The sequence below is a fragment of the Roseovarius autotrophicus genome, from assembly GCF_018069895.1.
Classification (GTDB): domain Bacteria; phylum Pseudomonadota; class Alphaproteobacteria; order Rhodobacterales; family Rhodobacteraceae; genus Roseovarius; species Roseovarius autotrophicus.
This window is the reverse complement of the sequence record NZ_JAGQDH010000007.1, coordinates 40,883-62,939: the sequence shown is the minus strand read 5'-3', so window position 1 is coordinate 62,939 and position 22,057 is coordinate 40,883. Positions and strand designations below refer to the sequence as shown.

Here is a 22,057-nt window from a genome sequence, read left to right as displayed (position 1 = left end):
CTCACTCGATGATCATCAGGGGCGCGCCGTATTCCACTGCCGCGCCATCCTCGATCAGGATGCGCTTGACGGTGCCCGCGCGCGGGGCGGGGATGTGGTTCATGGTCTTCATCGCCTCGATGATCAGAAGGGTATCGCCCTCGGCCACCTGCGCGCCGACGCTGACAAAGGCGGGCGCGCCCGGCTCGGCCTGCATGTAGACAGTGCCCACCATCGGCGAGGTGACGGCACCGGGATGGCTTGCCGGGTCCTCGGCGGGGGCGACAGGCGCGGCGGCAGTCGCAGCGGCAGCAGCCGGGGCGGTGTGGGTCACGGGGGCGGGGGCGGCGGCATAGGTCACGGCCTCGCCCTTGCGGCTTACCCGCACCTGAAGCGTGTCATCCTCGCCATATTCGCGCTTGACCGAAAGTTCGGTCAGGTCGTTCTCGTTGAGAAGTTCCGCGAGGGCCTTGATGAAGGCCACGTCCGATTCGTGCGATTTGTTCGACATTTGCGTCCTCGGTGAGAGCAAGGCAGGCGCGGCGCGCCCGCATGGCGTGAGTTTGGCCGCTTATAGGCCATGCGAGAGGATGAGAAAAGCGGCCAATTGCCGTGGCGGGAGCGCGGCTCAGAGAGGCATTCCCGAGAGCTTGGCCACCAGTTCAGCCAGTTTGCGGGCATGGAACTTTTCCAGCAGGCGCGCGCGATAGACCTCTACCGTGCGATAGCTCAGCCCCAGTTCCAGCCCGATTTCCTTGGAGGTCAGCCCCCGGCAGGTCAGGATCGCCACTTCACGTTCGCGTTGGGTCAGCCGCACAAGGGGGCGCTCTTCCGACAGATCGGCGAATGACCAGACCCCGCGCTGAAACGGGGCCGAGGGCGTGAGCGAGGCCCCGCGCACCCGGCACCAGAAAAGCTCTCCATTCCGCCGTCGCATCACGCGTTCGTCGGCATAGCGACCGGTTCGGCGCATGATCGCCAGCGCATCCGCGCCGATCCGCCGGTAATCCTCGATGGAGGGGTAGAAGCGCGCGAGCGGCACGTCGCCATAATCGTCGGGCGCGCCGCCGAATATCGCCGCGAATTGCCGGTTGCATGCCCGGATGATGCGATGTTCGAGCACGGCAATGCCAATGGGGGCGTGCTCGAAGGCTAGGGTTCCGATCTCCATGGGTGCCGTTATGCCGCGCGGCGCAGGGCCCTCCAAGCGATTTGCGTAGTCCTACGGAATTGCGCTGCCACGCGGGCGGTGCTTTGCTGCCCCCGACAAGGGAGGATTGGCCATGAATATCGGTCTCTGGCTCGACCGGGCGGCGCGCGGCGCGCCCCATCGTCCGGCGCTCTTTCTCGGGCGCGACGCGGTGGCCGATTACGCGGGCTTTGACGCGCGTGCGCGCGGCGTCGCGGGTCGGCTTATGGCGCAAGGGGTCGGGCCGGGGGACCGGGTCGCGCTTTTCATGGGCAATGCGCCCGAGTATCTGACCGCACTTTACGGTATCTGGTATGCGGGCGCAGTCGCTGTGCCGATCAACGCCAAGCTGCACGGGGCCGAAGCCGCGTGGATCATCGACAACGCGGGCGCGCGCGTGGTGCTGGCAGATGCGCCCCGCCGCGCGGTGCTTCAGGCCGAAGGCGTGCCTGCGCAGCCCGTCACCGAGGGTGCGCCGGTGGCCGACATCGCCCCGCGCGCGCCGCAGGATCTTGCCTGGCTCTTCTACACCTCCGGCACCACCGGGCGGCCCAAGGGTGTGATGATCACCCACCGGATGCTGGCCTCCATGTCGCTTGCCTATCTCGCCGACGTGGATGCGGTCTCGCCCGAGGACGCCACGCTTTACGCCGCGCCGATGAGCCATGGCGCGGGGCTTTATGCGCTTGTCCATGTGCTGCGCGGCGCGCGCCATGTCTGCCCCGCCTCGGGCGGCTTCGACGAGGGCGAGATCCTCGATCTTGCCCGCCATTATGGCCGCATCCACATGTTCGCCGCCCCCACCATGGTGCGTCGTCTGACGGCCCACGCCAAGGACACCGGCGCGCGCGGCGAGGGGTTGCGCAGTATCGTCTATGGTGGCGGGCCGATGTATGAGGCCGATATTCTTGACGCGGTGGATTGGTTCGGCCCGGTCTTTATCCAGATCTACGGTCAGGGAGAGGCCCCCATGGCGATCACGGCACTTGGCCGCGCCGAGGTGGCGGACCGCACCCATCCCGACTGGCGCGCGCGGCTTGGCTCGGTCGGGCGCGCGCAGTCGGTGGTGGAGGTGCGCATCGCCGACGAGACGGGTCGAGACGTGCCCGAGGGCGAGGTGGGCGAAATCCTTGTGCGCGGCGATCTGGTCATGCCCGGCTACTGGCAGAATGCGGCGGCGAGCGGCGAGGCGCTGCGCGACGGCTGGCTCTGGACCGGCGATCTGGGCGCAATGGATGCCGACGGGTATCTGACGCTGCGTGACCGGTCCAAGGACATGATCATCTCGGGTGGCACCAACATTTATCCCCGCGAGGTCGAGGAGGTGCTGCTTGCCCATCCCGACGTGACCGAGGCGGCGGTGGTGGGCGCGCTCGATCCCGACTGGGGCGAGGTGGTGGTGGCCTTCGTGGTGGGCGATGTGCCGGCGGAGGCGCTCGACACCCATTGCCGCGCGCTGATCGCCCGCTTCAAGCGCCCGAAACGCTATGTGGCCGTCGAAAGCCTGCCGAAAAACAACTATGGCAAGGTGCTGAAAACCGCCCTGCGCGCACGGCTGCAAGAGGGTCAGGACCCGAGAACGAAGGAATGGACGAGATAGAGCAGCCCCCCGAACATAATCAGGTTCAACACGATCCCCGCCACCAATCGCAGCACCGCCGTGCGTCGCGCTTCAGCCGGGTCGAGCCGGTCGAGATGCCGGTGAAGATCGGCAAAGGCCGCGTTGACGGTGCGGTGATCGACCAGCCGCGCAAGGCGGGCATGGCCCATCCAGTCCTGCGCACCAAGGATCATGGCAGCGGCGCGACGCTGGCGGCGGGGCAGGCGCCGCCCGGCGCGGCGAATCTGACGCTCGAGATGCGGCCCTTTCACGCGCAGTTTTGTAGCAAGCGCCGCGCGCAACTTCGCGATCTTCCAATGAAACTCTGTTGTGTCAATCACTTGCGAACCTGCTTTATTCAGCCTGCCACGCCCTGCCACTCTGGCCAAGAGGCGCGCGTGGCGTTAAGGATAGCCCATGTTGACCCATATCGACCATGGGGTGCCAACCGAGCGCCCCGGACTGCTTGTCGCGCACGGGCTCTATGGTTCGGCGCGCAATTGGGGTGTGATCGCCAAACGCCTGTCCGATACCCGCCGCGTTGTTGCCGTGGACATGCGAAACCATGGTGCCAGTCCATGGTTTGAAACGCATTCCTACGAGGATATGGCCGCCGATCTGGCCGAAGTCATCGCGGCGGACGGCGGGACTTGGGATGTCATGGGGCATTCCATGGGTGGCAAGGCGGCGATGGTGCTGGCGCTCACGCGGCCAGAGCTTGTGAACCGGCTGATCGTGGCGGATATCGCGCCCGTTGCCTATGGCCACAGCCAGATACAGTATGTCGAGGCGATGAAATCGGTTGATCTGAGCAGGGTTGAGAGACGCTCTGATGCGGGCGCGCAACTCCTGGAGGCGGTCGATAATCCCGATCTCGTGCCGTTCTTTCTTCAGGCACTCGACGTGAAGGAGCGGCGCTGGGCGCTCAATCTCGACACGCTAGGGCGCGAGATGCCGAAGATCCTCGGGTTTCCCGACATTTCAGGCGTTTACGAGGGGAAATGCCTGTTCCTGACCGGCGCGGAATCGGGCTATGTCGCCCCCGAGCACCGCGCCCGGATCAAGGCGCTTTTCCCGCGCGCGCAATTTGCGAAACTCCCCGGCGCGGGCCACTGGCTCCACGCCGATAGGCCGCGCGAATTCGAGGCGGCAGTTCGCGAATGGCTGGGATAGACGCGCGGTGCGCGGCCGGAGCGTCTTGAACCGGGCTTTCCTTGTGCCGGATGCGGTAAAGCCTTGGCCGGGCAGGTCGCGTGCAACGACGTGGTGATCCTGCGCCAGTGCCGGAATGAGCGCGCGAAAGCTGTGGGTCGAGGCACCGGCTGGTCGATCTCATCACGGTGTTGCCGAAATTCGCCTGGCTGCGCGCGGATCGCTCGGTCTATGCCCATGCCGCGCGGCGGGTGCGCGACGAGCGGTTGCGCATGGCGCTGTCGTTCCATCCGCTGTTCATCGGTGGCGATCCGTTTCATGTCACCTCGATGTATGCGCAGCCCGCGCGCGACTGGTCGGACACGCTCCACGCCACGCTTGCGGGTCTCAAGGCCCGCGACGCCGCGCGCCGTGACGCGTTGAAGCGCGGCGGTTCCCCCGCTATACCAGCGGAATGATCTATGTCCTTTTCGCCATTTTCCTTGCCGCCTGTTTCGCTGCCGGATCGACGGGGGGCCTGTTTCCGCCGGGCGAATGGTATGCGCGCCTCAGCAAGCCGCGCTGGACGCCGCCAAACTGGCTTTTCCCGGTGGCCTGGACGACGCTTTACATCTGCATGGCGGCGGCGGGGGCGCGCGCGGCGATGAGCGAGGGGAACAGCCTTGCGATGGCACTCTGGGCCTTGCAGATCGCGCTCAACGGGTTGTGGACGCCGGTGTTTTTCGGGCTGCGGCGGATGCGGCTTGGCCTGATGGTGCTGGGGGCGCTGTGGGTCTCGGTGGCGGCGACGCTTCTGGCGCTGTGGCAGGTGGACATTTGGGCGGGGCTGTTGTTCGTGCCCTATCTGGTCTGGGTCAGCGTGGCGGGGGCGCTCAATCTTGCAGTGATCCGGCTCAACCCGCAGGAGGCGGGCTGAGCCTGCGGCTTACTCGTCGAGCGAGCCGTGCACGGCGACAAGATCAAGTTCGGCGTCCTGTGGTTCGATCACGCTGTAGCTCTCGCGCACGCCCGTCTCGGTCAGTTCGCGCAGGACGGTGAGCAGCGTGTTGGGCGCGTGCTCCTCGCATAGCTCGGCCATCTGCGCGATTTCGTCGCGCGCCACGGGCCACGCGGCGGCCAGATCGGGTGCGCCGTAAAGCGCGACGAAATGCGCGGCGAGGGATTCGGTCAATGCCTCGGCCTCGGACGGTTCCACCTGAGTGACGGCCACAAAAGTGACGCGCCCGAAGGTCTCCAGCCCCAGCCAGCCATTGGCAAATGCCTGCCGGGATTTGCCGGTAAGATCCGCCTTGGTCCAGTTGGAGAACTCGAAGCCGCCCGAAAGGCACCATTCGCCGGTGCGCGCGGGGCTGTGATAGACGCGCATGTCGCTTTCATCGAAATGGATCGCGCGGGCGAGTTTCATCAGGCTGCCTCCAGAACCGTTGTGAGGGGGATGAGATGGGTGGTTTCCTGGTCGCGCAACAGCATCCCGAAATCCTCGTCCACGCCAAGCCAGGTGCCGGTGAGGTTGCCTTGGGTGGTCTCTTCGCCCATGCCCCAGGCCAGACCGCGCCACTCGGCATGGAGCGCGCGCGTGCCCTCGTCCTCCCAGCGGGTGATCCAGACAAGGGTATGGCGCGCCCAGGCCTCGAGCAGCGCGACCGGCTCCACCTCGGCACAGCCTTCCTCGTAGAGGGCGGTTTCGTCTGGGTGTTCGCCGGGGCGGTCGGTCAGCAGGACGAGTGGCACCTCCAGCCCGATCACTAGCCAGTCGGGCAGGGCGGCGGGATCGCTTGTGCCCGCCGCGACGCGCAGCCGCCCGCAGCGTGCGCCGTTCACCCGGATGCCGCCTGCCCAGTCGAGATGCACCGCCACCTCGGGCGGCCCGAGCGCACCGAGCGCGTTCTGGAACCCGACGCCGCAGGCGGGCAGCATCGCCATGGCGCGGCCGAGCGGCACCTCGGGGGCGAGGACAAGCGCGGCGGCGATGCGGTCGGCGGTGATATTATGCACAACCGTGCCCGCGTCGCAGCCAAGCGCGGCCATGGCGCGGGCCTTGTTGAACGGCTCGATCGCGCCGGTAACCGCAATCCCGGTGAGAAGCGGCGGGAAGGACGGGGCTGCGCCCTGCGTGCTCATGCCAGACCCCGCGCCACCAGATCGCGCGCCACCTTGCGGAAGGACTGAGCCTGCGCGCTCTCGGGTTTGGTCACCACGATGGGCGCGCCGCCATCCGAGGCGAGGCGGATATCGAGATGCAACGGGATTTCCGCCAGAAGCGGCACACCCAGCCTCTCGGCCTCGGCCTTCACGCCGCCATGGCCAAATATATGCTCCTCATGCCCGCAATTGGAGCAGATATGTGTGCTCATGTTCTCGATCAGGCCCAGCACCGGCACCTTGAGCTGCTGGAACATGTCGATGCCCTTGCGCGCATCCAGAAGCGCGACATCCTGCGGCGTCGAGACCACGATGGCCCCATCCACATGCGCCTTTTGCGCAAGGGTCATCTGCACGTCGCCGGTGCCCGGCGGCAGATCGACGATCAGCACATCGAGCGCGCCCCATTGCACTTGCATCAGCATCTGTTGCAGCGCGCCCATGAGCATCGGGCCGCGCCAGACCACGGCCTGCCCCTCGTTCACCATGAGGCCGATGGACATCATGGTGACGCCATGGTTGCGCAAGGGCAGGATGGTCTTGCCATCGGGGCTTGCGGGGCGGCCGGAGACGCCCAGCATCCGGGGCTGCGAGGGGCCATAGACATCGGCATCCAGAAGGCCCACGCGGCGACCCTCGGCGGCAAGCGCGCAGGCGAGGTTGGAGGACACGGTGGATTTGCCCACGCCGCCCTTGCCCGACGCGATGGCGATGATCCGGTCCACGCCCGGCACCCGCTGCGGGCCTTTGGGTTCGGCCTTGCGGGCGGGCTTGAGGTCGGGCGGGGCCTTTGCGGAATGCGCTGTCAGCACCGCCGAGACGCTGGCCGCGCCCGCCGCTTTCGCCGCTTGTTCAGCCGCGTCGCGCACCGGGGCATAGGTCTCGGCCTTCGCGGGATCGATTTCGAGCACGAAACGCACGGTGTCGCCTTCGACATTGAGCGCGCGCACGATTCCCGCCGAGACGATATCGCTGCCGCTGATCGGATCGGCGATCTTTTTCAGCGCCTCAAGGACGCTTTCGCGTGTTGCTGTCACGTCAGTCCTGCCCCTTGATCGTGCCGGTCACGGTGTGTTCGATATCCAGCCCCTCGACGGTCAGAACCACCCTGGCCGTGAATTCCTGCCCGGCTGTGGCCCCCTTGGCGCGCAGTCCGTCCTCGATAGCCTGCTGCGAGGTGACGCCCACCTGCTTCAGGAACTTGCGCATCGACATGTTGAAATCGTCGCTCATCTCTTTCTCCCTCTCTCTGATCCCGCGCTTGACGCAGCAGCGGGGCTGTTTCTAACCTTGGGCATGGAACGCCTTATCCCAACTCCTGCCCGGATTTGCCAGTGGCTCGCGCTTGGCCTCGCGCTTATGTGGCCGCTGGCGGCAGGGGCGGATGAGCGGCGCTTTCGACTGGCCGCACCCGAGGTTCTGATCGAGAGCGGGCTTCTGGGATATATCCTGCCGCGCTTCTCGCTCAAGAGCGGGGTGCGCATAGAGGTCGTGCCCGAGGGTGCCGAGGCGGAGGCCGGGCTTGGCACGCAGGCGGGCAGCGCGGTCTTTGTCGGCGAGGGCGCGACGTGGCGGTTGCGCCTTGCAGGGGATCATCCCGGCGCGGCGCGCTTTGCCGAGTGGATCGGCTCCGAGATCGGGCAGCGCACGGTGACGGGGTTCGAGGTGGCGGGCGTTGCGCCTTTTTCCCTGCCCGAGGCGGAGGAGCAGGAGGAGACCGGCCCGGTCTTCAACGGCGACGCAGTCGAGGGTCGCCAGGTGGCGCAGGCGCAATGCGGGCGCTGCCATGTGGTCGATCCCGACCGGCGCGGCGGCATCGGCTCGACCCCCTCTTTCGGCGCGCTGAGGACGTTGGCGGATTGGGACGCGCGGTTTCAGAGTTTCTACACGCTCAAGCCCCACCCCGCCTTTACCCGGGTCATCGGCGTGACCGCACCTTTTGCCGAGCATCTGCCGCCCGCGATCGTGCCGATCGAGGTCACCCCGGAAGAACTCGAGTCGATCCTGACCTATGTGGCGGGCATGGTCCCCGCCGATCTGGGCGCTCCGGTGCAAATTCAGTGATCCTTGCGCTTGGAAAGATAATCCTCGGTGGTGCGCACGCGCGGGCGCTCGCCCATGGCAAAGGGGTTGTCGGCTGCGTTGAACTGCGCCTGGATGCGGCAATTCTCGCACATCTGGATCATGCGCGCGGCCTCTGACGTGGCAAAAAGCGCGTGCTTGCCGGCAAGTTTCTCAGTGATCCTTTGAATCGTGGATTTCGAGCCGAAAAGGACGCCGCACTCGACACAGGCAAAGGGCTCTTCCTCGTTGAGCACCACCTGCGTCAGCGCGCTGTCGGTCAGGTTCATCCGGGGCTCCAGCGTGATTGCCTTTTCCGGGCAGATCGTGGCGCAGAGCCCGCATTGCAGGCAGGCATCCTCCTGAAAGCGCAGTTGCGGCAGGTCCTCGTTGTCCATCAGCGCGCCGGAGGGGCAGAGCGAGACGCAGGACAGACAAAGTGTGCAGGCATCCTTATCGACCAGCACCGCGCCATAGGGGGCGGCGGCGGGCAGATCGAGCGTGTCCGCGCCGGGGTTGAGCGCGCGCGCGGCGAGGCGCGCAACCTGACGGCGGCTGCCCATGGGCAGAACAGGCTCTGCCAGCGGGGGCGGCGAGGGCTGGTCGTAAAGTGCGTCGCAGAGCGCGTCGGGGTCGTTGAGGTCCAGAACACGCACGGGATGCCCCCCTGCCAGCGCCTGTGCCAGCGGTATTTCCTGATCGGGGGCATCGCGCTCGGTGCTGGGCGAGAGAAGCACCGATACCTCGGCAAAGCCAGAGGCGAGCGCGGCGAGGATCTCGGCATGGCCGAAACCCGCAAGCGCCGAAACCTCCAGCGGGATAACATCGGCAGGCAGGCCGCGCCCGTGGCGCGCGGCGAGGCGGATCATCTCGGCGCCAAACCCCGCATCATGCACCAGCAGGCGCGGCGTGGTGCCGCCTGCCTTGCGATAGGCCGAGGCCAGCGTCTGGATGCGGCGAAAGATCATGTCAGGCGGCGGCGCATCATAGCTGATCGCCCCCGAGGGGCAGCGCGCGGCACATGATCCACACCCCGCGCAAATCATCGGATCAATGCTGACATGATCGCCCGCAGGCGTGATCGCGCCGGTCGGGCAGATGTCGAGGCATTTGCTGCATCCGGTCTGTTCGGCGCGGGAATGGGCGCAGAGCAGCGGCTGGAGCGTGACATAGAGCGGTTTCTCGAATGTACCGACGAGTTGCGATGCCGCGAGGATCGCGTCGGCCACCGCAGTCAGGCTGCCGGGATCGGCACGCAGATAACCCTCGCGTTTCGTGGGCGCGGGAAAGAGCGGGGTGTTGCCCGACAGATCGAGAATGACATCGCATTGCGTCTGCCCGCCATCGCGGGGGGGCGTCCAGCGCAGGACGCCGCGCCCGCCGGGATCGACCTCTTGCAGCGCGTCGATGCGCACCGAAAACCCGCCGAGCGCGCCCGCGGCCTGCGCGATCCGGCCCCGGATCACGTCAAAGTCACGGGTCTCGGGCGGGTCGATCGCGTCGCTCAGAAGGACGGTCACCCCGAGAACGGGGCTGAGTTTCTCTGCCGCCGAAAGTGCCATCTCGGCGTCGCCGATGATGAGGCACAGCCCCTCGGACACCACGTCCAGCGTCTTGTCCGGCCGTGCAGCGAGCATCGCCTCGGCCGCGAGCGCGGACATTTTGGGTAGTTTCGGGGCCGGGTCGTCGGACCATCCGGCGCGGTCGCGCAGGTCGAGAAAGGCGGGCACTTCCACCCCCAGATCGACTGCAATCTCCTCGAATATCCGCCGCTCCTGTGCGCAGCAAATAATGGCATCCCCCCCCTCGATCGCCTTGGCCGCGGCACCCGCCTCGGCGGTGCAAAGCGCCGAATGAAGTCGCGAACAGCCCATCCCCGTGGCCGCGGCAAGGGCTGTTGGGTCGATCGCCTGAGAGCCGGAACAATCACACAAAATCAGTTTCTTGGGCATGTTTCCCTCGGGGTGTTTCGGTGTCGGGAAGGGCACGGCGCGCGCCGTCTGGACCAGAGGTTAGACATGATTCGCGGCCCCCGTAAACCGGATTTCGAATCATGTCCCGGGTGCGGCAGAGGGTGTTTCGCCCCCGAAGGAAGCCTGATTGATTCCGTTTGATTTCAGTTTCTCGCGATGCGGCGACGCAGCATTCCGTGGCTGTGCCGGTCAATCTGTCCATATCGGGCGGGGCGGGCGCGGAACATGGTTCAAAATGACCGTGATTTGGGGTTTGTGGACCGCTGCACACAGAAATTACTTTGCGTGGTCAGTAAACTGCACCAATCTTGGAGGTGGCTAACAAGGGGATGAAGCCTGCCGTGGATATTGCAGTAACCGACAAGCAGATTCTGCTGCCGATCGGAGTTGTCGTGCGCAAGACGCCGGGCGTGACGCGCTGGGCGGAATGGTGCTGGCGCGCGGTGGCGGTTCTGCCCGGAGCGGGGCCCGCAGACTGGCGCGAGTTGCGGTGCGAGGGTGAGGCAGTGGAATATCACGCTGCCACCGTCACTCTTGATCTGCACCACACACAGACCGAGTCGTATCTTGAGGGCCTGCGCGCGCCCGTGCCATCGGTCTATGTCATCATGCGCCCTGTGCCCGCAGGGGCGGGCGAGATGCCCTATGAGGTGACGCTTGTCACTGCTTCGCCCTATGAGGCACAGGATTATTGCGACACCGGCGAGGAGATCGTGGAAAAGGTGCCGATGCCCGAGGGGGTTATTGCTCTTGTCCATGATTTTGTCGCCGCGCATCACGTCGAGGAAGTGTTTCAGAAGCGTCGGCGCGACCGGGCGAATGTCAATGGAACGCAGGACGGGATTGGCGACGCGCGTATTCCGCAGGCGGCGGATGTCTATCGCGCGCCCGCCCTTGCCCGCAAGGAGAGGCTGCATTGAGCCAGGAGGGCGATTTCTGGTCGCGCCGCAAGGCCCGTGTCGAGGCCGAGGCCGAGGCCGAGGCGCGCGCCTCGGAAGCGGCGGAACTGACCGTGCGCGAGACCAGGCTTGCCGAAAAGAGCGACGAGGAGCTTTGCGAGGAACTGGGTTTGCCCGATCCCGACACGCTTGGCCCTGGCGATGATTTCCGCGCATTCATGGCGAGGGCCGTGCCCGAGCGGTTGCGTCGTCGTGCGCTGCGGCGGCTCTGGCTGAGCAATCCGGTGCTGGCCAATCTCGACGGCATGATCGACTATGGCGAGGATTTCACCGACAGCAGCCGCGTGATCGAGAACCTCCAGACCGCCTATCAGGTGGGCAAGGGGATGCTCGCCCATGTGCAGGAGATGGCCCGCCAGGCCGAGGCCGAGGCGGCAGAGGATGCACCCGCAGGGCGTATCGCAGAGCCCGCGCCGGTGGCGATGACCGCGGCGGCACCGGACCCCGCGCCGGAACCGCACATCGCGCGCGCCTCCGAAGAAGACAGCGCCGGGGCACCCGACGAAGATGCCGCCGAGGCACCGCTGCCGCCGCGCCGCCGGATGCGCTTTGCCTTTGACGACAGCGCCGGAGCGCACGCATGACCAACCAGGAGACCCTCATGGATCAAGAGACCGCCGCGCCCGCGATTGCCGAAGAGGATCGCCTGCGCGCCGATCTTTACGACTTTCTTGCTGCCCTTCTGGCGCGCCCCGCCGATGCGGACCTGCTGGGGCGCACCGCCGGGCTGGCTGGCGATGACACCGCGATGGGGCAGGCGATAAGCGCGCTTGCGCGCGTCGCCGCGGTGAGCACACCGCGCGCGGTGGAGTCGGAGTTCAATGCGCTTTTCATCGGGCTGGGACGGGGCGAGCTCCTGCCCTATGCCAGCTATTACCTCACCGGCTTTCTGAACGAAAAGCCGCTGGCCAGCCTCCGCCGGGACATGGCCGCGCGGGGCATGCGGCGGGCAGACAATGTCTATGAGCCCGAGGACAATATCGCCTCGCTGATGGAGATGATGGCGGGGCTGATCCGGGGCCGGTTTGGTCGTCCGGCCAGCCTTGAGGACCAAAAGACCTTCTTCGGGCGCCATATAGGTCCCTGGGCGGGTCATTTCTTTGCGGATTTGGAAGCCGCTCAAAGCTCGGTTCTCTATGCCTCGGTCGGCGCGGTCGGCCGGGTGTTCATGGAGATCGAGGCCGAGGGCTTCCGGATGAGCGGGGCCTGAGGCCGCGCACCAACCGGCGGCTTCGGTCGCCACAACCAGAGGAGGGGACGACCCCATGACCAGGAAACCCGAGGACGGCAGCAGCCGCCGCGATTTCCTCAAGCTGGCCGCCAGCGGCGCGCCCGTTGCCGCCGTGGCTGCGGCCGTGACAGGCACGCAGGCCGAGGCCGCCGAGCCTGACCTGTCATCGAACCTGATGCAGGATACCGCGCATACCCGCGCCTATTTCGACAGCGCCCGGTTCTGATACCGGACGAGGTCACACCCGCTGACGACTGGTTGCGTGACGCCCGACTGTCTGCGGTTCGTCGTAATGCCCGGCCCATGAACGGCCCAGGGAGGAGAGAGAAACATGCTTAGGAAAAAGACCAACGGGGTTGCGCGACGCCCCCAGCGGACAAGTATCCTGTCCGAGGTCGGCGGCAAATCCGTTGACCGTCGCGCGTTCCTGCGCGGTAGCGGTCTGGCCATCGGTGGCCTTGCCGCAATGGGTGCCCTGGGTGGCACCGTAACCAGGGCGAACGCCCAGAGTGCGGCGGGTGCGGCCGTAAAGACGGTGAAATCCGTCTGCACGCACTGTTCGGTCGGCTGCACGGTCATCGCCGAAGTGCAGAATGGCGTCTGGACCGGGCAGGAACCCGGATGGGACAGCCCGTTCAACCTCGGGTCGCATTGCGCCAAGGGCGCGGCGGTCCGCGAGCACGCCCATGGCGAGCGCCGTCTCAAGTATCCGATGAAGAAGGTGAATGGCGAATGGACCCGCATCAGCTGGGACCAGGCCATCAACGAGATCGGCGACCAGATGCTGAAGATCCGCGAGGAAAGCGGTCCTGACAGCGTCTACTGGCTCGGCTCGGCCAAGCACAACAATGAACAGGCGTATCTGTTCCGCAAGTTCGCCGCCTATTGGGGCACGAACAACGTGGACCATCAGGCGCGGATCTGTCACTCGACCACCGTGGCCGGTGTGGCGAATACATGGGGCTACGGCGCCATGACCAACAGCTACAACGACATCCATAAATCCAAGGCCATCTTCATCATCGGCGGCAACCCGGCCGAGGCGCATCCCGTCAGCCTGCTGCATGTGCTCAAGGCCAAGGAAGAGAACAACGCGCCGCTTATCGTCTGCGACCCGCGGTTCACCCGCACCGCAGCCCATGCCGACGAATATGTGCGCTTCCGTCCCGGTTCGGACGTGGCGCTGATCTGGGGCATCCTGTGGCACATCTTCGAGAATGGCTGGGAGGACAAGGAATTCATCCGCACCCGTGTCTGGGGGATGGACCAGATCAAGGCCGAGGTGGCCAAATGGACGCCCGCAGAGGTCGAGCGCGTGACCGGCGTGCCGGAAAGCCAGATGCGCCGCGTTGCGCGCACGCTGGTCAACAACCGTCCGGGCACCGTGATCTGGTGCATGGGCGGCACCCAGCACACCACCGGCAACAACAACACGCGCGCCTATTGCGTGTTGCAGCTTGCGCTTGGCAACATGGGCGTGGAAGGCGGCGGCACCAACATCTTCCGCGGCCATGACAACGTTCAGGGCGCCACGGATCTTGGCGTGCTGAGCCACTCTTTGCCGGGCTACTATGGCCTCAATGCCGGGGCGTGGAAGCACTGGGCGCGCGTCTGGGGTGAAGACTCCGAATGGCTCGCCTCGCGGTTCGACAAGATCAAGGACAAGGACGGCAAGGACCAGCCACTTCAGTATCTCACTGGCATTCCGGTCAGCCGCTGGATCGATGGCGTTCTCGAGGACGCCGAGAACATCGACCAGCCCAACAAGGTCCGTGCAATGGTGCTGTGGGGACACGCGCCCAACAGTCAGACCCGCGGCAAGGAGATGAAGACGGCGATGGAGAAACTCGACCTGCTGGTCGTGGTCGATCCGTTCCCGACTGTCTCGGCGGTGATGAACGACCGCACCGACGGGGTCTATCTCTTGCCGGCCACGACGCAGTTCGAGACGCGCGGCTCTGTCACCGCCTCGAACCGCTCGCTGCAATGGCGCGATCAGGTCATGGCTCCGCTCTTCGAATCGAAGCCCGATCACGAGATCATCGCGCTTTTCTCGAAGAAGTTCGACTTCCATGACCGCATCTTCCGCAACATCAAGCTGGAAGATGACGGGCTGACGCCGGAGATCGAGGACACGCTGCGCGAGATCAACCGCGGGATGTGGACGATTGGTTATACCGGGCAGTCGCCCGAGCGGCTCAAGCTGCACATGGCCAACCAGCACACGTTCGACAGGACGACGCTGCGCGCCGTGGGTGGCCCGGCCGATGGCGAGACCTATGGTCTGCCCTGGCCGTGCTGGGGCACGCCGGAGATGAAGCATCCGGGCACGCATGTCCTTTATGACATGTCCAAACCGGTGTCTCAGGGCGGCCTGACCTTCCGCGCCCGGTTCGGCGTGGAGCGCGACGGCGACAACCTTCTGGCCGAAGGCGTCTATTCGGTCGGCTCGGAACTTCAGGACGGGTATCCGGAATTCACCATGCAGATGCTGATGGATCTGGGCTGGGATGCCGACCTGACCGATGCCGAACGCGCCGAGATCGAAGCGGCGGGTGGCCCGGCTGCCAACTGGAAAACCGACCTTTCGGGCGGGATCCAGCGGGTGGCGATCAAGCACGAATGTGCGCCCTTCGGCAATGCCAAGGCCCGCGCGGTCGTCTGGACCTTCCCCGACCCGGTGCCGCTGCACCGCGAGCCGCTCTATACGAACCGGCGTGATCTGGTGGCCGACTACCCGACCTACGAGGACCGTCGTGCCTATCGTCTGCCGACGCTCTATGCGTCGATCCAGAAGAACGACTTCTCGAAGGACTATCCGATCATCCTCACCTCCGGCCGTCTGGTCGAATATGAGGGTGGCGGCGACGAGACCCGGTCAAACCCGTGGCTGGCCGAGTTGCAGCAGGACATGTTCGTCGAAATCAACCCGCGCGATGCCAATAATATCGGCGTGCGGGACGGCGCACAGGTCTGGGTCGAAGGTGCCGAAGGCGCCAAGGTCAAGGTCATGGCCATGGTCACCGAGAGGGTGGGCGAAGGCGTTGCCTTCATGCCGTTCCACTTTGGCGGTCATTTCGAGGGGCGCGACCTGCGGGAGAACTATCCCAAGGGGGCCGATCCCTATGTTCTGGGTGAAAGCACCAACACCGCCCAGACCTATGGCTATGACAGCGTGACCCAGATGCAGGAGACCAAGTGTACTCTCTGCAAGATCATGCCAGCGTAAGGAGGAAAGAGAATGGCAAGAGCAAAGTTTCTCTGCGACGCCGAGCGCTGCATCGAATGCAACGCCTGCGTCACGGCCTGCAAGAACGAGCACGAGGTGCCGTGGGGGATCAACCGCCGCAAGGTGGTGACGATCAATGACGGCAAACCCGGTGAACGCTCGATCTCGGTGGCCTGCATGCACTGCTCGGATGCGCCCTGCATGGCGGTCTGTCCGGTGGATTGCTTCTACCAGGACGAGGAAGGCGTGGTGCTCCACTCCAAGGACCTCTGCATCGGCTGCGGCTATTGCTTCTACGCGTGCCCGTTCGGTGCGCCGCAATTCCCGCAGGCGGGCAATTTCGGGTCCCGTGGCAAGATGGACAAATGCACCTTCTGCAAGGGCGGCCCCGAGGAGAACCACAGCCAGGCCGAGTTCCAGAAGTATGGGCGCAACCGGATCGCCGAGGGCAAGCTGCCCATCTGCGCCGAGATGTGCTCGACTAAGGCGCTTCTGGCTGGCGATGGCGATGTGGTCTCGGCCATCTATCGCGAGCGCGTGGTGGCCCGTGGCTTCGGCTCGGGCGCCTGGGGCTGGGGAAGCGCCTACGGCCAGCAAAGCGGCGGATGACCCGCTCCGGCAGGGCGCGCGGTGCGCGCCCTGTTCCTTTCAGCGGCGGGCGGCCCTGGTTGCCGCCCCCGCTTCCTTTGAATTCTCACACAGGATGATCTGCCATGTCCCGCATGATCCTGACGCTGTTTCTGTCGCTGTTCCTTGCGCTGCCGCTGGCTGCGCAGCAGGGGGCAGAGGCCCCGCAACCCGACCGCTCTGCCACTGGCGGCGCGCAAACGCTTGAAGACGTGCTAGCCCGGCAGCGCGGCGAGCGGATCGACGACAGTTTCCGTCGCAAAGCCATTGGCAACCCTGACAATGCCGCCGATATGGCGGGTCAGTTGGGCACGCTAGGCGGTGCGTCCGATGCCGAGGTCTGGCGTGCGCTGCGCTACGGCCTTGAGGATGTGAAGGTTTCGGCGGGCGGGCCGGAGGCGCGCGTGCTCATTCAGGATGCCGGGATGCGCTGGCTGGAGTTCCGCAAGGGGCCGCTTGCCACCTATGGCGCATGGCTTCTGGGGGCCACGATCGTGCTTTTGGCAGTGTTCTACCTGATCCGAGGCAAGATCCGCATCGACGGCGCAAAGACCGGGCGCACCGTCACCCGTTTTCAGGCGGTGGAGCGGTTCGGCCACTGGTTGATGGCGGGCTCTTTCATCGTGCTGGCGGTGACTGGCCTGCTGGTCCTGTTCGGGCGCATGGTGATCATCCCGCTTCTGGGGCGAGAGGCTTTCTCTACCATCGCCGTAGCCTCGAAATGGGTGCACAACAACATTGCCTGGGCTTTCATGCTGGGGCTCGTCATGGTCTTCGTGATGTGGGTCGCGCACAACATCCCCAACCGGGTCGATCTCAAATGGCTGGCCGTGGGCGGGGGCATCTTCACCAAGGGCGTGCATCCGCCGGCAAAGAAGTTCAATGCCGGACAAAAGATGATCTTTTGGTCGGTGATCGTCTTTGGTGCGTCGATCTCGGCCTCTGGGCTGTCGCTGCTCTTTCCGTTCGAACTGCCTATGTTCGCCAAGACCTTCGTCATCCTCAACAACATGGGGCTACCGCAGCTGGTGGGCCTTGGGCCGCTGCCCGAGATCCTCGCGCCGCATGAGGAAATGCAGCTGGCGTCGCTCTGGCACACGATCATGGCCTTCGTCCTCATCGCCATTATCCTCGCACATATCTATATCGGTTCGGTCGGGATGGAGGGCGCGTTCGATGCCATGGGCTCGGGTGAGGTCGAGGAGCAGTGGGCGCGCGAGCATCACGGGCTATGGCTGGCCGAGTTGCAAGAGAAGGGCCATGCGCCCGACACGCCCCACAAGGCCGCCCATCCCGCCGAGTGAGATCATGCGCGGATGGCTTGCGGCGTTCTGGCTTCTGGCGGCGGTCCCGGCCGCGGGCCAGGAGTTCACCACGCTCAAGGGGCATGGCGGGCCGGTCATGGGGCTTGCCGTGCTTGATGACGGCACGCTGGCTTCGGCGAGCTTCGACAATTCCGTCGGGCTCTGGCGGGGGCGCGATCCCCGCTGGCTCGAGGGGCACGAAGCGGCGGTCATCGCGCTGGCCCCTATGGGCGAGGGGCACCTCGTCTCGGGCGGAGATGATTTCGATCTGATCGTGTGGGAGCGAGATAGCGGCACCGCGACGCGACTCGAGGGGCATCAGGGCAAGGTCGCCTCGGTTGCCATATCGCCCGATGGTGCTTGGATTGCCTCGGCAAGCTGGGATGGCTCGATCGGGCTCTGGCCAGTGGCGGGTGGTGCGCCGCGCTTTCTCAAGGGGCATGACGCGTCGGTGACCGATGTGGCTTTTGCCGCCGATGGTGCGCGGCTTTTCTCTACCTCAGCGGATGGCACGCTGCGTGTCTGGCGCTGGCAGGCGGCCGATGTGGTCTCGCGCGTGCTGGTCGATCAGGGCTTTGGAATCAACGAACTGGTGGTGGGGCCTGGCGACGCATGGATCGCCTATGGCGCGGTCGATGGCGCAACGCGGGTGGTTGACGCGGAAAACGGTGCCGAGGTCGCGGATTTCACCCTCGACCGGCGGCCCGTGCTGGCGTTGGTGCATCATGAGGGCACGGGCCAGCTTGCTGCCGGGGACGGGCATGGCTTCATCATGGTGATCGACACGGGCGCCTGGAAGATCACCCGCGATTTCAAGGCCATGGGCCGGGGGCCGGTCTGGGCGCTTGCCTTTTCGCCCGATGGGCGGATGCTCTATGCCGGGGGGTTGTCGGATGTGGTCTATGGTTGGCCCGTCGCCATGCTCGACGATTACGACGCGGCGGGCGAGGCCGAGCACAGCTTTCTGCGCCCGCCCGAGGAGATGGAGAACGGCGAGCGGCAATTCATGCGCAAATGCTCGATCTGTCACGCACTGACACCACCGCCCTCGCGCAAGGCGGGGCCGACGCTCCATGGCCTCTTCGGGCGCGCGGCCGGGGCGGTGACGGGCTATCCCTACTCGCCCATCCTTGCCAATTCCGATATCGTCTGGGGAGATGAGAGCATCGACGCGCTGTTCGACCTCGGCCCGGATCACTATATCCCCGGTTCCAAGATGCCGATGCAACGTATTACCGGGGCACAGGACAGGCAGGATCTGATTGCCTATCTGCGCCGCGCCACCAAATGAGAGGAGACCCGAGAAGATGAAAGCCATGCTTGCAGCCTTTGTGGCCAGCGCCGTGATCGCCGCCGCCGCACCAACCGTGCTGCGCGAACTGGGCTATACGGTCGAAGCGACCCGCGCCAGCGACAGTGTCAGGCTTGGTGACGCGCGCGAATGACTGCGCGCATCGCCGCCAAGGCCCCTGCGCCCCGCGACGATTACGGTGAAAATCTCGGGCGTGCCGCCGTGCTCATCATCGACGACGAGCCGGGGATGCGAAATTTTCTGGTCAAGACGCTGACTCCGCGTTGTCGGCAGGTGGAACAGGCGCGTTCCTGTGCCGAGGCAGGGGCGATCCTCGATCAGGGGCATTTCGACCTGCTGATCCTTGACAACCTCATGCCTGACAAGACCGGGCTGGACTGGCTGGAGGAACAGCGCCGGGTGGGACTTTTCGCCGAGACGATCCTGATGACCGCCTATGCCGATCTCGATACGGCGATCAAGGCGCTCAGGGCGGGCGTCACCGATTTCGTGCTCAAGCCCTTTCGTGCCAACCAGATTCTGAACGCCGTCGCGCGCGCGCTGGACCGCAAGTATCTTGCGCGGGACAACTATCTTCTGAGGCACGAATTGTCGGGTGGTGGCGGCACGGCGCGCGGTCGGCTTCTGGGCCATTCCTCCACCATTCAACGGGTGCGTGAGATGCTGACGCGGCTCGCGCCGATGCCTACCTCGGTCCTGTTCACCGGCGCGAGCGGCACCGGCAAGGAGGTGGCGGCGCGCACGCTGCATGCGCTTTCGGACCGGGCCGACAAGCCCTTTGTCGCGGTGAACTGTGCGGCCATCTCGAACGAGCATATCGCCGAGGAACTGTTCGGCCAGATCGACGAGGATGGCCGCAAGCGCAAGGATGGTCTGTTGCTGCACGCCGAGGGCGGCACGCTTTTGCTGGATGAGGTGGCGCAACTTCCCGACGGGGTGCAGGCCGCGCTCTTGCGGGTGCTCGAAGACCGGCGCATCCGCCCGCTTGGATCCGAGCGCGAAGTGCCGCTTGACCTGCGGTTTCTCTTTGCCACCAATGCCGATCTGGAAGGGGCAGTGCGCGAGGGGCGTTTCCGGGCCGATCTCTACCATCGAATCAACATCGTGAATGTCGGTATGCCAAGCCTGAAGGACCGCAAGGAGGATATCGGCGAACTGGCCGCGCTGTTCATGAGCGAATTCACCAAGGTTCTCGGGATGCCCGCGCTCGAGTTGAACGAGCAGGTGCTGTTGAAGCTGAGCCGCTACGACTGGCCCGGCAATGTGCGCGAGTTGCGCAACCTGATCGAACGGTCGGTGATCCTCGGGGGGTTTCCGCCCGAATTCGCGGGCGAGGGGCGCGTGACCGGCGCGCAGGCGATCGAGACGCTGGAGCTGGTGGAGCAGCGGCACATCATGGCCGTGCTCGATGCCTGCGGCGGTAATCGCGCCGAGGCCGCGCGGCGGCTGGGGGTCGCGCGCAAGACGATCGACCGCAAATGCGCGGCCTGGGGGATCTGAGGGGCGCGGTGCCTTAGCCCCGCACGCCCGCAAACCGCGCCTGCCAGTCCTCGCGCGCCTCGTCGGCAATCTTGGTGAACAGCACCTCGGGCACCTCGAAGGCGTGGCCGGGTTCGAGCATCTCCAGCGCGGCGGCCACATCCCCGGGCCAGCGGTCATCGGCGCTGTGCATTGCGGCCAGCATCGTCGCGGCGGCGTCGGGGATGAAGGGCGCCGAGAGCACCGCATAGAGCCGGATCAGGTTGAGCGCGAGGCGCACCTGCATCGCCGCCGTCGCGGGATCGGTCTTGACGGTGGACCAGGGTGCTGCCTCTTGCAGGTATTCGTTGCCCAGAACCCAGATTGCGCGCAACTCAGAGGCGGATTTGCGCACCTCCATCGCCTCCATATGGCCCTCATAGGCCCGGATGCGGGTGGTGAGCGTGGCAATCAGTGCCTCCTCGGCCGCGCCATACGCGCCGCCCTCGGGTACCACCTCGCCGAATTTCGCGCGGCAGAACTTGGTCACGCGAGAAACGAAATTGCCCAGCACATCGGCCAGATCCTTGTTCACGCTCGCCTGGAAATTCTCCCATGTGAACTCGCTGTCCGAGGATTCGGGCGCGTGGCTCAGCAGCCACCACCGCCAGTAATCGGCGGGCAGGATTTCAAGCGCCTGATCCATGAACACGCCGCGCCCGCGCGAGGTGCTGAACTGGCCACCGTCGTAATTGAGGTAATTGAACGACTTGATGTAATCGACAAGTTTCCATGGCTCGCCGCTGCCGAGGATCGTGACCGGAAAGGACAGGGTGTGGAACGGCACGTTGTCCTTGCCCATGAACTGGGTATAGCGCACGTCATCGGCACCCTTGTCGGTGCGCCACCAGCGTTCCCAGTCATCGCCCTTGCCCGCGTCCACCCATTCCTGCGCGCAGGCGATATATTCGATGGGCGCGTCGAACCAGACGTAGAAGACCTTGCCCTCCATCCCCGGCCAGGGCGCGTCGCCCTTCCTGACGGGCACACCCCAGTCGAGATCGCGGGTGATGCCGCGATCCTGCAATCCCTCGCCGTCATTGAGCCATTTCTTGGCGATCGAGGTCGTCAGAACCGGCCAGCCCTCGCGCGTGTCGATCCAGCGTTCCAGTTCATCCTTCATGGCCGATTGGCGCAGGTAGAGATGGCGCGTCTCGCGCATCTCCAGATCGGTTGAGCCCGAGATCGTCGAGCGCGGGTTGATCAGCTCCACCGGGTCAAGCTGCTTGGTGCAGTTGTCGCACTGATCGCCGCGCGCGCTCTCATAGCCGCAATTGGGGCAGGTGCCCTCGATATAGCGGTCGGGCAGAAAGCGTTGGTCTGCACGGGAATACATCTGCATCTCGCTCACCTCTCGGATGAGCCCCGCCGCGTCGAGCCGTGCGGCGAAATGCTGGGTCAGGCGATGGTTCTGGGGCGAGGAGGAGCGCCCGAAATGGTCAAAGCTGAGGCGAAAGCCACGGGCGATTTCGGCCTGAACGGCCCACATTTCGGCGCAATACTCGGCCACCGGCTTGCCCGCCTTGGCGGCGGCGAGTTCGGCGGGGGTGCCGTGCTCGTCGGTGGCGCAGAGAAACAGCACCTCATGGCCGCGAGCGCGGCAATAGCGGGCGAAAAGGTCGGCAGGCAACTGCGAGCCCACCAGATTGCCCAGATGTTTGATCCCGTTGATATAGGGGATCGCCGAGGTGATGAGATGCCGTGCCATCCTGACTGTGCCCTTGTCCTGCGTCGCGCCCCGTTTAGCGCGGAACGACAGGGGTTTCCAGCAGGGGCGTGGC

The 22,057-nt window shown here is 65.5% G+C and carries 23 protein-coding genes and 1 pseudogene; 15 read left to right on the top strand and 9 right to left on the bottom strand.

Translation table 11 applies throughout. The features are described 5' to 3' along the window. Position 1: 1 nt before the first annotated feature. Together accB and KAK09_RS09925 are read right to left on the bottom strand one after the other, a co-directional pair. On the bottom strand, positions 2 to 490 hold the full coding sequence (gene accB, locus KAK09_RS09930; protein ID WP_210878781.1) for an acetyl-CoA carboxylase biotin carboxyl carrier protein: 489 nt from the start codon (positions 488 to 490) through the stop codon (positions 2 to 4). A gap of 117 nt (positions 491 to 607) precedes the next feature. Continuing rightward, on the bottom strand, positions 608 to 1,150 hold the full coding sequence (locus KAK09_RS09925) for a LuxR C-terminal-related transcriptional regulator (RefSeq protein ID WP_210878780.1): 543 nt from the start codon (positions 1,148 to 1,150) through the stop codon (positions 608 to 610). 112 nt (positions 1,151 to 1,262) lie between these two features. Here KAK09_RS09925 and KAK09_RS09920 point away from each other — a divergent pair, with 112 nt between their 5' ends. Then, a complete protein-coding gene (locus KAK09_RS09920; RefSeq protein WP_210878779.1) occupies positions 1,263 to 2,768 on the top strand; it encodes a class I adenylate-forming enzyme family protein in 1,506 nt (501 codons plus the stop codon). Here KAK09_RS09920 and KAK09_RS09915 read toward each other — a convergent pair. Further along, the gene (locus tag KAK09_RS09915; protein WP_210878778.1) at positions 2,735 to 3,109 is read right to left on the bottom strand and encodes a hypothetical protein; all 375 of its coding nucleotides are present in this window, start codon (positions 3,107 to 3,109) and stop codon (positions 2,735 to 2,737) included. The two genes, KAK09_RS09920 and KAK09_RS09915, sit on opposite strands and share 34 nt — an antisense overlap. A 76-nt stretch (positions 3,110 to 3,185) precedes the next feature. Between KAK09_RS09915 and KAK09_RS09910 the strand changes: the two genes are divergently transcribed. The 3 genes and pseudogenes from KAK09_RS09910 to tspO all read left to right on the top strand — a co-directional run bounded on the left by KAK09_RS09910 (position 3,186) and on the right by tspO (position 4,836). Then, on the top strand, positions 3,186 to 3,941 hold the full coding sequence (locus tag KAK09_RS09910; RefSeq protein ID WP_210878777.1) for an alpha/beta fold hydrolase: 756 nt from the start codon (positions 3,186 to 3,188) through the stop codon (positions 3,939 to 3,941). Positions 3,942 to 4,078: 137 nt separating this feature from the next. Beyond that, positions 4,079 to 4,255, top strand: a pseudogene (locus KAK09_RS19110) (phytoene desaturase); the annotation flags it as partial. A 119-nt stretch (positions 4,256 to 4,374) separates the two neighbouring features. Then, the gene (gene tspO / locus KAK09_RS09900; protein ID WP_210878776.1) at positions 4,375 to 4,836 is read left to right on the top strand and encodes a tryptophan-rich sensory protein TspO; all 462 of its coding nucleotides are present in this window, start codon (positions 4,375 to 4,377) and stop codon (positions 4,834 to 4,836) included. A 9-nt stretch (positions 4,837 to 4,845) separates the two neighbouring features. Here tspO and KAK09_RS09895 read toward each other — a convergent pair whose 3' ends face one another. Genes KAK09_RS09895 through KAK09_RS09880 form a run of 4 tightly spaced genes read right to left on the bottom strand, consistent with a single transcriptional unit; the run spans position 4,846 to position 7,295 of the window. Continuing rightward, positions 4,846 to 5,325 (bottom strand): DUF6505 family protein, encoded by a 480-nt coding sequence (locus KAK09_RS09895; RefSeq protein WP_210878775.1) that lies wholly within the window; start codon positions 5,323 to 5,325, stop codon positions 4,846 to 4,848. Beyond that, positions 5,325 to 6,041 carry a biotin/lipoate--protein ligase family protein gene (locus tag KAK09_RS09890; protein ID WP_210878774.1) on the bottom strand — a complete coding sequence of 239 codons (717 nt, stop codon included), beginning with the start codon at positions 6,039 to 6,041 and terminating at the stop codon, positions 5,325 to 5,327. Before KAK09_RS09890 ends, KAK09_RS09895 begins: the two co-directional genes overlap by 1 nt. Beyond that, entirely contained in the window at positions 6,038 to 7,099 is a 1,062-nt protein-coding gene (gene apbC, locus KAK09_RS09885; RefSeq protein WP_210878773.1) for an iron-sulfur cluster carrier protein ApbC, read from the bottom strand. The genes KAK09_RS09890 and apbC overlap by 4 nt, the downstream gene beginning before the upstream one ends. A 1-nt stretch (position 7,100) precedes the next feature. Continuing rightward, positions 7,101 to 7,295: a DUF6494 family protein gene (locus KAK09_RS09880; protein WP_210878772.1), complete on the bottom strand. Its 195-nt coding sequence runs from the start codon at positions 7,293 to 7,295 to the stop codon at positions 7,101 to 7,103. Between the two features lie 63 nt (positions 7,296 to 7,358). Here KAK09_RS09880 and KAK09_RS09875 point away from each other — a divergent pair, with 63 nt between their 5' ends. Next, positions 7,359 to 8,126 carry a hypothetical protein gene (locus KAK09_RS09875; RefSeq protein WP_210878771.1) on the top strand — a complete coding sequence of 256 codons (768 nt, stop codon included), beginning with the start codon at positions 7,359 to 7,361 and terminating at the stop codon, positions 8,124 to 8,126. Here KAK09_RS09875 and KAK09_RS09870 read toward each other — a convergent pair. Next, positions 8,120 to 10,075 carry a 4Fe-4S binding protein gene (locus tag KAK09_RS09870; protein ID WP_210878770.1) on the bottom strand — a complete coding sequence of 652 codons (1,956 nt, stop codon included), beginning with the start codon at positions 10,073 to 10,075 and terminating at the stop codon, positions 8,120 to 8,122. The two genes, KAK09_RS09875 and KAK09_RS09870, sit on opposite strands and share 7 nt — an antisense overlap. Positions 10,076 to 10,443: 368 nt before the next feature. On the opposite strand from KAK09_RS09870, the gene KAK09_RS09865 reads away from it, so the two are divergent. The 10 genes from KAK09_RS09865 to KAK09_RS09820 all read left to right on the top strand — a co-directional run bounded on the left by KAK09_RS09865 (position 10,444) and on the right by KAK09_RS09820 (position 20,258). Then, entirely contained in the window at positions 10,444 to 11,016 is a 573-nt protein-coding gene (locus KAK09_RS09865) for a DUF3305 domain-containing protein (protein WP_418895525.1), read from the top strand. Then, complete coding sequence (locus KAK09_RS09860; RefSeq protein WP_210878768.1) at positions 11,013 to 11,639, top strand: DUF3306 domain-containing protein; 627 nt, start codon at positions 11,013 to 11,015, stop codon at positions 11,637 to 11,639. The genes KAK09_RS09865 and KAK09_RS09860 overlap by 4 nt, the downstream gene beginning before the upstream one ends. Next, on the top strand, positions 11,636 to 12,265 hold the full coding sequence (locus tag KAK09_RS09855; RefSeq protein WP_210878767.1) for a TorD/DmsD family molecular chaperone: 630 nt from the start codon (positions 11,636 to 11,638) through the stop codon (positions 12,263 to 12,265). The genes KAK09_RS09860 and KAK09_RS09855 overlap by 4 nt, the downstream gene beginning before the upstream one ends. A gap of 55 nt (positions 12,266 to 12,320) precedes the next feature. Next, positions 12,321 to 12,512, top strand: a complete 192-nt coding sequence (locus KAK09_RS09850; RefSeq protein WP_210878766.1) for a ubiquinol-cytochrome c reductase iron-sulfur subunit N-terminal domain-containing protein — start codon at positions 12,321 to 12,323, stop codon at positions 12,510 to 12,512. Between the two features lie 105 nt (positions 12,513 to 12,617). Further along, positions 12,618 to 15,515, top strand: coding sequence for a formate dehydrogenase subunit alpha (locus KAK09_RS09845; RefSeq protein WP_210878765.1), 2,898 nt, complete (start codon positions 12,618 to 12,620; stop codon positions 15,513 to 15,515). Between the two features lie 12 nt (positions 15,516 to 15,527). Then, positions 15,528 to 16,124: a formate dehydrogenase FDH3 subunit beta gene (fdh3B, locus tag KAK09_RS09840; RefSeq protein WP_210878764.1), complete on the top strand. Its 597-nt coding sequence runs from the start codon at positions 15,528 to 15,530 to the stop codon at positions 16,122 to 16,124. Between the two features lie 104 nt (positions 16,125 to 16,228). After that, positions 16,229 to 17,446, top strand: a complete 1,218-nt coding sequence (locus KAK09_RS09835) for a formate dehydrogenase subunit gamma (protein ID WP_210878763.1) — start codon at positions 16,229 to 16,231, stop codon at positions 17,444 to 17,446. Positions 17,447 to 17,450: 4 nt separating this feature from the next. Further along, entirely contained in the window at positions 17,451 to 18,737 is a 1,287-nt protein-coding gene (locus tag KAK09_RS09830) for a c-type cytochrome (RefSeq protein ID WP_210878762.1), read from the top strand. A 16-nt stretch (positions 18,738 to 18,753) separates the two neighbouring features. After that, positions 18,754 to 18,891, top strand: coding sequence for a hypothetical protein (locus KAK09_RS09825; protein WP_210878761.1), 138 nt, complete (start codon positions 18,754 to 18,756; stop codon positions 18,889 to 18,891). Continuing rightward, on the top strand, positions 18,888 to 20,258 hold the full coding sequence (locus KAK09_RS09820) for a sigma-54-dependent transcriptional regulator (RefSeq protein ID WP_210878760.1): 1,371 nt from the start codon (positions 18,888 to 18,890) through the stop codon (positions 20,256 to 20,258). The genes KAK09_RS09825 and KAK09_RS09820 overlap by 4 nt, the downstream gene beginning before the upstream one ends. Before the next feature lie 13 nt (positions 20,259 to 20,271). Here the strand turns inward: KAK09_RS09820 and metG are convergent, their stop codons facing one another. Next, the gene (metG, locus tag KAK09_RS09815; RefSeq protein WP_210878759.1) at positions 20,272 to 21,984 is read right to left on the bottom strand and encodes a methionine--tRNA ligase; all 1,713 of its coding nucleotides are present in this window, start codon (positions 21,982 to 21,984) and stop codon (positions 20,272 to 20,274) included. Positions 21,985 to 22,057 lie beyond the last annotated feature (73 nt).

Coding starts and splice junctions, on each gene's coding strand:
- accB (WP_210878781.1), bottom strand. CDS start 490: ATGTCGAACAAATCGCACGAATCGGACGTGGCCTTCATCAAGGCCCTC.
- KAK09_RS09925 (WP_210878780.1), bottom strand. CDS start 1,150: ATGGAGATCGGAACCCTAGCCTTCGAGCACGCCCCCATTGGCATTGCC.
- KAK09_RS09920 (WP_210878779.1), top strand. CDS start 1,263: ATGAATATCGGTCTCTGGCTCGACCGGGCGGCGCGCGGCGCGCCCCAT.
- KAK09_RS09910 (WP_210878777.1), top strand. CDS start 3,186: ATGTTGACCCATATCGACCATGGGGTGCCAACCGAGCGCCCCGGACTG.
- tspO (WP_210878776.1), top strand. CDS start 4,375: ATGATCTATGTCCTTTTCGCCATTTTCCTTGCCGCCTGTTTCGCTGCC.
- KAK09_RS09895 (WP_210878775.1), bottom strand. CDS start 5,325: ATGAAACTCGCCCGCGCGATCCATTTCGATGAAAGCGACATGCGCGTC.
- KAK09_RS09890 (WP_210878774.1), bottom strand. CDS start 6,041: ATGAGCACGCAGGGCGCAGCCCCGTCCTTCCCGCCGCTTCTCACCGGG.
- KAK09_RS09880 (WP_210878772.1), bottom strand. CDS start 7,295: ATGAGCGACGATTTCAACATGTCGATGCGCAAGTTCCTGAAGCAGGTG.
- KAK09_RS09875 (WP_210878771.1), top strand. CDS start 7,359: ATGGAACGCCTTATCCCAACTCCTGCCCGGATTTGCCAGTGGCTCGCG.
- KAK09_RS09870 (WP_210878770.1), bottom strand. CDS start 10,075: ATGCCCAAGAAACTGATTTTGTGTGATTGTTCCGGCTCTCAGGCGATC.
- KAK09_RS09855 (WP_210878767.1), top strand. CDS start 11,636: ATGACCAACCAGGAGACCCTCATGGATCAAGAGACCGCCGCGCCCGCG.
- KAK09_RS09850 (WP_210878766.1), top strand. CDS start 12,321: ATGACCAGGAAACCCGAGGACGGCAGCAGCCGCCGCGATTTCCTCAAG.
- KAK09_RS09845 (WP_210878765.1), top strand. CDS start 12,618: ATGCTTAGGAAAAAGACCAACGGGGTTGCGCGACGCCCCCAGCGGACA.
- fdh3B (WP_210878764.1), top strand. CDS start 15,528: ATGGCAAGAGCAAAGTTTCTCTGCGACGCCGAGCGCTGCATCGAATGC.
- KAK09_RS09835 (WP_210878763.1), top strand. CDS start 16,229: ATGTCCCGCATGATCCTGACGCTGTTTCTGTCGCTGTTCCTTGCGCTG.
- KAK09_RS09830 (WP_210878762.1), top strand. CDS start 17,451: ATGCGCGGATGGCTTGCGGCGTTCTGGCTTCTGGCGGCGGTCCCGGCC.
- KAK09_RS09825 (WP_210878761.1), top strand. CDS start 18,754: ATGAAAGCCATGCTTGCAGCCTTTGTGGCCAGCGCCGTGATCGCCGCC.
- KAK09_RS09820 (WP_210878760.1), top strand. CDS start 18,888: ATGACTGCGCGCATCGCCGCCAAGGCCCCTGCGCCCCGCGACGATTAC.
- metG (WP_210878759.1), bottom strand. CDS start 21,984: ATGGCACGGCATCTCATCACCTCGGCGATCCCCTATATCAACGGGATC.